We start from the raw sequence: 10,980 nt of genomic DNA, 5'->3' as shown, positions 1-10,980 counted from the left end.
TGAACGTTAGGTGAAAGACCTAGCTATGCGACACTAGCTCAGCTGGTAGAGCGCAACCTTGCCAAGGTTGAGGTCACGAGTTCGAACCTCGTGTGTCGCTCCAATTTGATAGTTCATGGCGAAAGCGATGAACGTTAGGTGAAAGACCTAGCTATGCGACACTAGCTCAGCTGGTAGAGCGCAACCTTGCCAAGGTTGAGGTCACGAGTTCGAACCTCGTGTGTCGCTCCAATTTGATAGTTCATGGCGAAAGCGATGAACGTTAGGTGAAAGACCTAGCTATGCGACACTAGCTCAGCTGGTAGAGCGCAACCTTGCCAAGGTTGAGGTCACGAGTTCGAACCTCGTGTGTCGCTCCAATTTGATTGTTTATTTCATTGTAGATAAACAGAGTTATCATCGAACTTATCGATGAACTATTGCTGTGAAGTAATAGTCCTAATGTAGTATTCCTGAGGTATTCGATTACCGATATCATCAGTGTGCTGCTTCAAGTGTTTCTAGCTTAGCTACGAAGCCCACTTAGAAGCGATCGGCTTCGACAACAGAACTCACTTTGTATAAAGCAACCTTTAAGGGTTGTTTTTGCTGTCTCAGCAATACAGGGTATTCATGTTGTAACATCAATACTGCTGTATTGGCGCGATATAACTAACGCGTACGCTCTTTTCTTAGTAATGTTTATCTATTGCAACAGTAGTGCATAAAGCTGTGCCATCTGAGCGAATAACATTGCAGATAGTGCTAACACATTATTTTTATAATAGTATTTCACCGTTAGATCACAATGAAATTAACAGAGTTATCCACACTACATGTACTGTGGGTAAGTTGGTTGATTAGATGTGCTGATGCTATGTGAGTAACTTTGAATTTTAATTTGAATAGTGTTTAATTACCGTTATCCACAGGTGTTTTTATTTCATTTAACTTTATGTTTTATAATGTAAATATTGATTTTTATACCTGCTTTTCAACAGATTTTATGTCATGTTCCTCCTCGGGATAACTATCTTGATTATGTTATCCACCTCCTGTGTTTAATCTTTACCTATCCCCAAGAAAAAACCTAACTTTAAAAAGTTTTCCACATATCCCCCGAGTGACTTATGCATCTCGAGGTAAGCCTTTCTCAATAATCCGTACTAAACGTTTTGTTTTAGTAGGTAAAATTTCGAGAGCGAGTTGATCTTTTCTTTGTTGTTGTTGCGATAGCGCCCAATCGATATGTGTATCAAGTAATTCAGAGATCCCTTGACGCTGCTGAAGTGCTTCAACAATTTCTATTTGATAAGAAGCATTACCCAGAGCAATTGTGATATTTCTGAGCCATTGAATATGGCCTATCCGGCGAATAGCTGAGCCTTCGGTATTTTTTAAGAATGTCGTTTCATCCCAAGCATAAAGAGTTAGCAAGTCTTGTTGGTATAAGCTGTCACGACAGTGGTAATCGTGCTCTTCTGTTAATTGTCCATGTCTGTTTATGGGGCAGACTAATTGGCAGTCATCGCAACCATAGATACGGTTACCGATAGCACTGCGGTATTGCTCTGGGATCACACCATCAAATTCAATCGTTAAGTATGAGATACAACGACGCGCATCTACGATTCCTTCTTCAACAATAGCACCTGTTGGACAGCTCGTTATACAAGCGACACATTTCCCACATTGCTCACTGCTTGGTTTATCAATTGGCAGTGGAATATCAACTAATAGTTCACCTAAAAAGAACCAAGAGCCTGCTTGCTCATTTAAGATAAGTGAATGTTTGCCTGTCCAACCAAGCCCTGCTTTTTGTGCCAAAGGGCGTTCTAGAATAGGCGCTGAGTCAACAAAAGGTCGGCAGCCAAACTGCCCGACGGCTTGCTCAATACGTTGCCCTAATTGTTTCAGTCGATTACGGATCAGCTTGTGGTAATCACGACCGAGTGAATAGCGACTAATAAACGCTTTTTGAGGTTGCTTAAGTGTTTGGGCAAACTCGGCGTGAGGCGGAAGGTAATTCATTCTTACGCTGATCACACGGATAGTGCCGGGTAGTAGTTCAGCAGGGCGCGCACGCATCATGCCATGACGTGCCATCCAGTCCATATCACCGTGATAGCCAGCATCAAGCCAACGTTGCAATTCAGCTTCGTGTTGTGACAAATCAATATCAGTGATACCCACTTGTTGAAAGCCCAGCTCTTGTCCCCAAGTTTTGATCTGCTCAGCAAGTTGATGGTAATCGATAGTCATAACCGAACTCTTTTATATTGCGCTAAATGAAAGGGGGCGCATTCTAGCATATTCTTGTTTTGATCATAGCGGTGAGAATGTGGATTGCTAAGAATAGACTGCGATAATGACCTCTGACGTTGCGATTATAGATGTATAAAATTAACACTGTGTATTTTGATTAGTTATAGTTGTTACACGTTTATTGAGGGCACTTTACCTATGATCACTCATGACATCCCCTTATTTCTCTATACCTCAGAGCAAATCAGGCAAGGTGAGCAATTACTCACAGAGCAACAAAATAGTGTCACGCTTTATCACTTAATGGAACGTGCTGGAGAGGCAACGTTTGATCTTATGAGGCAGCGGTATCCTCAATGTAATAAATTATTAGTGTGCTGCGGTAAAGGTAATAATGGTGGTGATGGCTATGTAGTGGCTCGTTTAGCACATGATCAGGGTATTGATGTTACTGTGTGGGAATCACCCAATGTTGAACATTTACCTGCTGACGCTCGATGTGCTCGTTCTCACTGGTTGCAATGTAATGGTAAAACGATCACTGATACGCCAACCACAAGTTATGAGTTAATTATCGATGCGTTATTAGGGATTGGGGTTAAAGGTGAAGTTCGCTCAGAAATCGCTGAACGCATTCGTTGGATCAATGATCAAAAGACGCCTGTGATTGCAGTGGATGTGCCTTCAGGATTATGTGCAAATACTGGTGCAACTTTTGGTGCTGTTATTAAGGCCTCACAAACGCTCTCTTTTATTGGTTTTAAACAAGGGCTGACAACAGGGCAAGCAGCACAATATTGTGGGGAACGTTACTTTTCAGACTTAGGATTTGATCTGCAATTCTCGCAAGTCATGAAACCATCAGCATTACACATTACAGAATCGCAGGTACAGTCATTACTTTTTCCGCGCTCACGTGTTGCTCATAAAGGGTGTTTTGGACGCGTGCTTTGTATTGGTGGTGATCTTGGAATGGCGGGAGCTATTCGATTATCGTCAGAAGCTTGTAGCCGTGCAGGTGCTGGCTTAACGTCGGTGATAACACGACCTGACAATGCACTGTCAATTGTGATGATGAGACCTGAGATAATGGCCATTGGTTGGCAAGAGTCTTCAAACATACTTGTTGATAAGCTTGCTTGGTCAGATGTGGTTGTATTAGGGCCTGGGCTTGGAACCAGTGATTGGGGACAATCTCTCTTTGCGCAGTGTCATCATATTGATAAACCTTGTGTCGTTGATGCTGATGGCCTTAATTTACTGGCAAAAGCCCCTGACTACCGAGATAATCGAATCATTACACCACATCCCGGCGAAGCGGCGCGATTATTGGATGTCTCTATTAATGAGATTGAAGCCGATCGGTTTGTCGCGATTCAGCGCTTACAGCAAAATTATGGCGGTGTTGTTGTTTTAAAAGGGGCTGGCAGTTTAATTTATGATGGTAAGACATTATGGATTTGTACTTGCGGCAATCCTGGAATGGCAACGGGAGGGATGGGGGACGTATTATCAGGTATCATTGGTGCTTTACTCGGCCAAGGTTTAGCGTTAGTTGAAGCGGCCTATGCGGGAGTCTGGATCCATAGCCGAGCCGCAGATTTGTGTGCGCAAAGCGGAGAGCGTGGTATGCTGGCATCAGATCTCTTTCCGTTTATTCGTCAATTAGTCAATCCAAGATAAAAACATGCAAACATTTGAAACCTTTCTTGCTGATGAGCAGGCAACAGTAGATTTAGGCCTTAAATTAGCTAAAGCCTGTACGCAACAAACAACGATTTATCTTCACGGCGATTTGGGAGCCGGAAAAACAACGTTTAGTCGTGGTTTTATTCGTGCGCTAGGCCATCAAGGGAATGTTAAGAGTCCGACATATACCCTAGTTGAACCTTATGATCTTGCTCCTTGGCAAGTGTATCATTTTGATCTCTATCGCCTTGCAGATCCTGAAGAATTAGAATTTATGGGAATTCGTGATTATTTCACCCAGGATGCTATTTGCTTAGTGGAATGGCCAGAGAAAGGTGATGGGTTATTACCTCAACCCGATCTTGAATTAGAAATGTGTTATCACGGTGAGCAGAGAAAAGTATTGATCCGCGCCAATACGGAATATGGTGCAGCATTGATCAATCATTTGGAGTTGAGTTAATTAGGATGGCGTTACGGACGTATTTAAAGTTCCTGATAGTAGGAGCAGGATTAGTGAGTTCTGCTGCCTCTTGGGCAAATGAACTCAAAGGGGTGAGAATTTGGCCTGCGCCAGATGAAACTCGCGTAGTATTAGATCTGCAAAGTAAAGCAGACTATTCTCACTTTTCATTAGCAGGACCTTCTCGTTTAGTGGTTGATCTTAAAGATACTAAGATCAAAACTAAACTTCCTATTGCGGTTCAGAAAAGTGATATTTTAACCAAAGTTCGCACCAGTACAGCGCCTGCAAAAGGTACAACGCGACTGGTGTTTGAAGTTAAGCGTGGTGTAACGCCAACAATATTCTCTTTATCACCAACGGGCAGTTATGGTTACCGTTTAGTTTTAGACTTGCCGAATGGAACGTCTAAAACAGTGGGTGCTAAAGAAGAGCAAGCAGAAGAAAAAGCGACGGCAAATAACTTAGCGAAAATGCCATCTGGTACCGCTGATATTGTGGTAGCGGTGGATGCAGGTCACGGTGGTGATGATCCTGGATCTATTGGTCCAACGCGTAAATATGAAAAAAATGTCACACTAGCGGTTGCGAAAAAACTGGCAGCTAAGATCAATGCAACAACGGGTATGCGTGCAGTACTAACTCGCCGTGGTGACTACTTTGTTCCATTGGGTAAGCGTTCAGAAATTGCACGTAAGAATAAAGCCCTTCTTTTAGTTTCTATCCATGCTGATGGCTTTACAAAACCGCAACCTCGTGGTGCTTCTGTATGGGTGCTAAACACACGCCGTGCGAATACTGAAATAGGTCGTTGGTTGGAGCAAAGTGAGAAGCAATCTGAGTTATTAGGTGGTGGCGATGTTTTATCAAGTAATACCAATGATAAATATCTTGGCCGAGCGGTATTAGACCTTCAATTTAGTTACTCGCAAAAAGAAGGCTACGATGTTGCTACTCGTGTATTACATGAGTTACGTAAAGTGGCACGTTTGCATAAAACGGTTCCGCAATACGCAAGTTTAGCGGTATTGAAATCACCTGATATTCCATCGCTATTGGTTGAAACGGGTTTTATTACCAATCCGACAGAAGAGAAATTACTTAATACGACATCACACCAAAACCAATTAGCGAATGCGGTTTATAAAGGGGTGTTGGAGTATTTTGAAGCAAATCCACCTGAAGGTACTTTATTTGCTTCTCGTTTGAAAGGACGTGGAAGTAAGCATAAAGTGACATCGGGTCAGTCATTAAGCGGTATTGCCCAGAAGTATGGCGTGTCGATGGCATCAATCAAAGCTTCGAATAATCTGAAATCAACCTCAGTGAACATCGGTCAAGTGTTGATTATTCCTGGCAACATTAAGACAGCGTCGGTTTCGACGCCAACGAAAACGGTGAGTACGACATCGAGCAGTGCTACAGTGAAACCTGTTGCCTCAACCAAGGTGATTGTACATAAAGTCGTTCGTGGTGAATATTTAGGTAAGATTGCAGCAAAATATGGTGTTACCATGAGCAGCATCCGTCAACTTAATCACCTAAAATCAGACAATGTGATGCTTGGGCAAAAATTAAAAATTGCCGTTCCTGCGCCGAAATATGTTCAACATAAAGTAAAGCGTGGCGAGTTTTTGAGTAAGATTGCTGATAAATATGGTGTGTCAGTTGCAAGTATTCGTGCTACGAATAAGCTACGTTCTGATAAACTAGCTGTAGGACAGACGCTAATCATACCAAGAAGTTAATTATGCCGATTCAGATTTTACCCGCTCGGCTGGCTAACCAGATTGCAGCGGGTGAAGTTGTTGAACGCCCAGCTTCTGTAGTCAAAGAGCTTGTTGAAAATAGTCTTGATGCCGGTGCTACTCGAATCGATATTGATATCGAAAAAGGTGGCAGCCGGCTCATTCGTATTCGTGATAATGGAAAAGGGATCCCTAAAGATGAGCTTGCGCTCGCCCTTAGCCGTCATGCGACTTCTAAAATTACTACTCTGGATGATCTTGAAGCGATAGTCAGTCTTGGCTTTCGTGGTGAAGCGCTTGCCAGTATCAGTTCCGTCTCTCGTTTAACGTTAACCTCCCGCACCCAAGCGCAAGAAGAAGCGTGGTCAGCGTATGCTGAAGGGCGAGATATGGACGTCCAGTTAAAACCTGCAGCCCATCCGGTAGGTACAACGCTAGAAGTGCTTGATCTTTTCTTTAATACACCTGCGCGTCGTAAGTTCTTACGGACAGAAAAAACAGAATTTAATCATATTGATGAGTTGATCAAACGTATTGCGTTAAGCCGCTTCGATGTTGCTATTACTTTGCGTCATAACGGTAAGATCATTCGACAATACCGAGCGGCACAAACGCCGATTCAAAAAGAGCGTCGATTAGCAACGGCATGTGGTTCAGGCTTTTTGCAACATGCACTGGTGGTTGAATTAGCGCACGGAGACTTGAAATTATCCGGTTGGGTATGTAGCTCTCAAGGCGCTCGTGCACAAAATGATATTCAGTATTGTTATGTTAATGGGCGGATGATGAAAGATAAGCTGATCAATCATGCGATCCGTCAAGCTTATGAGTCGAGTTTACGATCCGATCAGTATGCAGCTTACGTACTGTATATTGATGTTGATCCTCACCAAGTTGATGTGAATGTTCACCCAGCAAAACATGAAGTGCGTTTTCATCAAGCACGGTTGGTACATGATTTTATCTACCAAGCCTTACAAAGTGCATTGCAGCAAGGGGCATTAGAAGAAGAGCAGCATCAGTATCAATCACCGACACGAGCGAGCGCTCATAGTATCGAAGTCGATGAAGATGGTGTCGTGATTGAACCAACAAACTCTGTGACGCAGAGGGTCGCTCAAGCGATAGATGCGACGCCAGAGTATCCTCATAAATCACCGTCATCGGAATGGAATAAGTCTGCATCGACACCGTCACATTCAGCAAGAGCACCCATTGATAGTGATATGCGTGGCTTAGCAGTATCAGCTGAATATGAGGTAAGTGAAGCGTCTGAACATAGTAAACCATCTTCTTATTCGGCTTCACCAAGCACAAATAATAGAGATCAGCATCAGTATGATCGCAGCCCTTGTGAGCGACAAGGCAGTGATCAAACAATAAATACCACGAGAACTTCTGATGCTTCATCTGGCGCCTCACGTTCTCCTAAACTGGAAGGGCCTACGGCGGCTGAGATCAAAGCATACCAAAAGCTGTTACAAACGGAATCGCCGACAAAACATGTTTTAGCCGAACAACCCATAGAGCGTATTGCCGAGCCGCGTAGAGAGTGGCAAGCAATGCCTTCAACGGCGGTTGTTAAACAACATGCGATAGCGGGCAAAGCTATGGGGCTTGGTAAAGCCTTATGTTTGGTAGCTGAGCGTTACTTACTAATGCAGCAAGAGACCAATATTGCCTTACTGAATTTAGATCATGCAGAGTTACTACGCTATGTTGGACAATTGCGTTTAGCGCAAACGGAAGGATTAAAACCTCAACCGCTTTTGATCCCACTATCGGTACCTGTAGAGAGCGATTTAATTGCCTGTGCTGAACAACATGCGATGCTACTTAAACAATTAGGGATTCAACTGAAAGCGAAAGGGAGAAATGGCATAATAATCATGTCAGTATGTATGCCATTAAGACAACAAAACTTACAACAGTTGCTCCCGAATTTGTTAACCTACCTACTTACAGCTTGTGATGATCCAGAAGCACAAGGGTGGGATAAATTATTATATTGGTTAGCTGAACAATGTGTTGGTACAGTGGCAAGTTATAGTTTGTCGCAAGCCATTCAGCTAGTCTCTGAATTAGAGCAGCTATGGGGAGAGAATTTGGCAGGTCATGAAAGCCAATTACTTCGACCGGTAGATATGCAAGCAGCAATAGAAGCCTTTAAATAATGATAACTAAGCCACAACCTCAAGCCATTTTTTTAATGGGACCAACAGCTTCGGGTAAAACCGATCTTGCCATTCGATTACGAGAGCAACTGCCTGTTGAGTTGATTAGTGTTGATTCTGCCCTTATTTATAAGGGAATGGATATCGGTACAGCAAAGCCAGATGCGCATGAACTTGCATTAGCACCGCATCGTTTGATCGATATTCGTGATCCAGCGCAAAGTTATTCGGCTGCAGACTTTCGTGCTGATGCACTGAAAGAAATGGCTGATATAGTTGCAGCAGGGCGAATTCCTTTATTAGTTGGTGGTACTATGTTGTACTACAAGGCTTTATTGGAAGGTTTATCGCCTTTACCTGCTGCAGATCTTGAGGTTCGCGCAGGGATTGAACGAGATGCTGCTGAGCATGGATGGCAAGCATTGCATGATGAATTAGTAAGGATTGATCCCGTTGCCGGAGCAAGAATTCATCCCAATGATCCACAGCGATTATCTCGTGCATTGGAAGTTTTCCGAATTTCGGGTAAAACTTTAACTGAGTTAACAAAAACTCAAGGTGAATCTTTACCTTACAAGGTTCATCAATTTGCAATCACTCCCATGGATAGGGCTGTACTGCATCAGCGAATTGAGCTTAGGTTCAATAAAATGATCGAGGCAGGTTTTGAGCAGGAAGTACGTGCGTTGCACGAGCGTGGTGATCTTCACCTTGAGCTTCCTTCTATTCGTTGCGTTGGTTATCGTCAGATGTGGGAATATTTGGACGGGAATTATGACTTAGATGAAGCGGTTTTCCGTGGTATCTGTGCTACCCGTCAATTAGCAAAGCGTCAAATTACCTGGCTTCGCGGTTGGAAAGATTTGACCTGGTTGGATAGTAGTGATGTGGATTCCGCGTTACAAACAGTCACAAACTCAGTTAGATGTGATGTTTGATTAACGTGTATACTCTGAACTGCTTTGCGTATTTTTAGTTTTTGTTCGTTGCTAATACAACTACAAACAAATAAGGAAAAGAAATAATGGCTAAGGGGCAATCTCTGCAAGACCCGTTTTTAAATGCGCTGCGTCGTGAACGAATTCCGGTCTCAATTTACTTGGTAAACGGTATCAAACTACAGGGACAAATTGAGTCTTTTGACCAATTTGTGATCCTATTAAAAAACACTGTAAACCAAATGGTATATAAGCATGCTATTTCAACGGTAGTTCCTGCTCGTCCAGTGAACCATCACCATGCAGGTGATCGTCCAGCAGGTACTGAACGTCCAGAAAAAACTGAAGAATAATTTATTCTTCCATTAAGGAGTTAATGGCTTGTTTGACCGTTATGAAGCCGGTGAACAGGCGATTCTTGTTCATATTAACTTCACGCAAGATGGGGAATGGGAAGATCTTAGCGAATTTGAAATGCTGGTCTCCTCAGCGGGCGTCAATACACTGCATGTTGTCACTGGCAGCCGTAAGACTCCGCACCCTAAATATTACGTTGGAGAAGGTAAGGCACAAGAAATTGCCGACGCGGTAAGAACAGCGGAAGCTGATATCGTTATCTTTAACCACTCCTTGTCTCCCGCTCAAGAGCGTAACTTGGAGCAAATTTGTCAGTGTCGTGTACTCGACAGAACAGGTTTGATCTTAGATATATTTGCTCAACGCGCACGTACCCATGAAGGTAAGTTGCAAGTCGAGCTTGCACAGTTACGTCATATATCAACCCGATTGATTCGTGGTTGGACTCACCTTGAGCGACAGAAAGGGGGGATAGGTCTGCGTGGACCTGGTGAAACGCAGCTTGAAACAGATAGACGTTTATTGCGCGATCGAATTAAAACAATTCTACGTCGTTTAGATAAAGTGGCTAAACAGCGTGATCAAGGAAGACGTGCGCGTAATCGTGCAGAAATTCCAACGATCTCATTAGTGGGATATACCAATGCTGGTAAATCCACACTCTTTAATCGGATCACCGATGCGGGGGTTTACGCCGCCGATCAACTGTTTGCAACTCTAGATCCTACACTACGTAAAATAGCAGTGGCTGATGTAGGTACAGCGATTTTAGCTGATACCGTTGGATTTATTCGACATCTTCCCCACGATCTAGTGGCAGCATTTAAAGCTACCCTTAAAGAAACACAAGAGGCTGATCTTTTACTTCATGTGGTTGATGCAAGTGATGATCGCTTCCGTGAAAACATTGAAGCTGTTGAAACAGTACTAGAAGAAATTGATGCGGGTGAGGTGCCTACTTTAATTATCATGAATAAAATTGATAATTTAGAGCATGCAGAACCTCGTATTGAACGAGATGAAGAGGGAGTTCCTCGTCGCGTTTGGGTTTCAGCGATGGAAGGGCAAGGCATTGACTTGTTATTCCAAGCACTAACTGAACGCCTCTCCGGTACGATGGTAGCGCATACCTTACGTGTACCCCCTGAAATGATTGGGCGTATCCGTAGCAAGTTTTATCAGCTGGGATGTATTTTACAAGAAGAATACGAATCAGACGGTTATTTGATGATTGATATTCGTTTGCCTTTGGCGGAATGGTCTCGATTACAAAAAAGAGAAAGTACTTCGTTAGATGACTTTATCGTTGCTTAATGGATTACTAGAGTGATAAAAACTGTCGTCATATCATATTGATGGAGTTCTAT

The 10,980-nt window shown here is 43.2% G+C and carries 8 protein-coding genes and 3 tRNA genes; 10 read left to right on the top strand and 1 reads right to left on the bottom strand.

Annotated features, from left to right (window positions below):
- Window positions 1-27 precede the first annotated feature (27 nt).
- From C9J46_RS19315 to C9J46_RS19305, 3 genes are all read left to right on the top strand, one after another.
- Window positions 28-103 (top strand) — tRNA-Gly (locus C9J46_RS19315).
- Between the two features lie 52 nt (window positions 104-155).
- A tRNA-Gly gene (locus tag C9J46_RS19310) sits at window positions 156-231 on the top strand.
- 52 nt (window positions 232-283) lie between these two features.
- Window positions 284-359 (top strand) — tRNA-Gly (locus C9J46_RS19305).
- 748 nt (window positions 360-1,107) lie between these two features.
- Here C9J46_RS19305 and queG read toward each other — a convergent pair.
- Window positions 1,108-2,241 (bottom strand): tRNA epoxyqueuosine(34) reductase QueG, encoded by a 1,134-nt coding sequence (queG, locus tag C9J46_RS19300; RefSeq protein ID WP_107207998.1) that lies wholly within the window; start codon window positions 2,239-2,241, stop codon window positions 1,108-1,110.
- A 201-nt stretch (window positions 2,242-2,442) separates the two neighbouring features.
- Between queG and C9J46_RS19295 the strand changes: the two genes are divergently transcribed.
- The 7 genes from C9J46_RS19295 (at window position 2,443) to hflX (ending at window position 10,927) form a co-directional block, all read left to right on the top strand.
- Window positions 2,443-3,927, top strand: a complete 1,485-nt coding sequence (locus C9J46_RS19295) for an NAD(P)H-hydrate dehydratase (RefSeq protein ID WP_107291389.1) — start codon at window positions 2,443-2,445, stop codon at window positions 3,925-3,927.
- A 4-nt stretch (window positions 3,928-3,931) separates the two neighbouring features.
- Window positions 3,932-4,396: a tRNA (adenosine(37)-N6)-threonylcarbamoyltransferase complex ATPase subunit type 1 TsaE gene (tsaE, locus tag C9J46_RS19290; protein WP_107208000.1), complete on the top strand. Its 465-nt coding sequence runs from the start codon at window positions 3,932-3,934 to the stop codon at window positions 4,394-4,396.
- Between the two features lie 5 nt (window positions 4,397-4,401).
- Entirely contained in the window at window positions 4,402-6,144 is a 1,743-nt protein-coding gene (locus C9J46_RS19285) for an N-acetylmuramoyl-L-alanine amidase (RefSeq protein ID WP_199187171.1), read from the top strand.
- Window positions 6,145-6,146: 2 nt separating this feature from the next.
- The gene (mutL, locus tag C9J46_RS19280) at window positions 6,147-8,318 is read left to right on the top strand and encodes a DNA mismatch repair endonuclease MutL (protein WP_107291388.1); all 2,172 of its coding nucleotides are present in this window, start codon (window positions 6,147-6,149) and stop codon (window positions 8,316-8,318) included.
- Between the two features lie 2 nt (window positions 8,319-8,320).
- Window positions 8,321-9,256: a tRNA (adenosine(37)-N6)-dimethylallyltransferase MiaA gene (gene miaA / locus C9J46_RS19275; protein ID WP_045129185.1), complete on the top strand. Its 936-nt coding sequence runs from the start codon at window positions 8,321-8,323 to the stop codon at window positions 9,254-9,256.
- Window positions 9,257-9,342: 86 nt separating this feature from the next.
- A complete protein-coding gene (gene hfq / locus C9J46_RS19270; protein WP_005372819.1) occupies window positions 9,343-9,609 on the top strand; it encodes an RNA chaperone Hfq in 267 nt (88 codons plus the stop codon).
- A 28-nt stretch (window positions 9,610-9,637) separates the two neighbouring features.
- Window positions 9,638-10,927 carry a ribosome rescue GTPase HflX gene (gene hflX / locus C9J46_RS19265; protein ID WP_005372817.1) on the top strand — a complete coding sequence of 430 codons (1,290 nt, stop codon included), beginning with the start codon at window positions 9,638-9,640 and terminating at the stop codon, window positions 10,925-10,927.
- The last annotated feature ends 53 nt before the right edge of the window (window positions 10,928-10,980 follow it).

The sequence above is a fragment of the Photobacterium sp. GB-36 genome (assembly GCF_003026135.1).
In the GTDB taxonomy this organism is placed as follows: domain Bacteria; phylum Pseudomonadota; class Gammaproteobacteria; order Enterobacterales; family Vibrionaceae; genus Photobacterium.
This window is presented reverse-complemented; position numbering and strand designations above follow the sequence as displayed.

What these genes read in the sequence shown, in the direction of transcription:
- queG (WP_107207998.1), bottom strand. Translation starts at nt 2,241, where the DNA reads ATGACTATCGATTACCATCAACTTGCTGAGCAGATCAAAACTTGGGGA.
- mutL (WP_107291388.1), top strand. Translation starts at nt 6,147, where the DNA reads ATGCCGATTCAGATTTTACCCGCTCGGCTGGCTAACCAGATTGCAGCG.
- tsaE (WP_107208000.1), top strand. Translation starts at nt 3,932, where the DNA reads ATGCAAACATTTGAAACCTTTCTTGCTGATGAGCAGGCAACAGTAGAT.
- C9J46_RS19295 (WP_107291389.1), top strand. Translation starts at nt 2,443, where the DNA reads ATGATCACTCATGACATCCCCTTATTTCTCTATACCTCAGAGCAAATC.
- hfq (WP_005372819.1), top strand. Translation starts at nt 9,343, where the DNA reads ATGGCTAAGGGGCAATCTCTGCAAGACCCGTTTTTAAATGCGCTGCGT.
- C9J46_RS19285 (WP_199187171.1), top strand. Translation starts at nt 4,402, where the DNA reads ATGGCGTTACGGACGTATTTAAAGTTCCTGATAGTAGGAGCAGGATTA.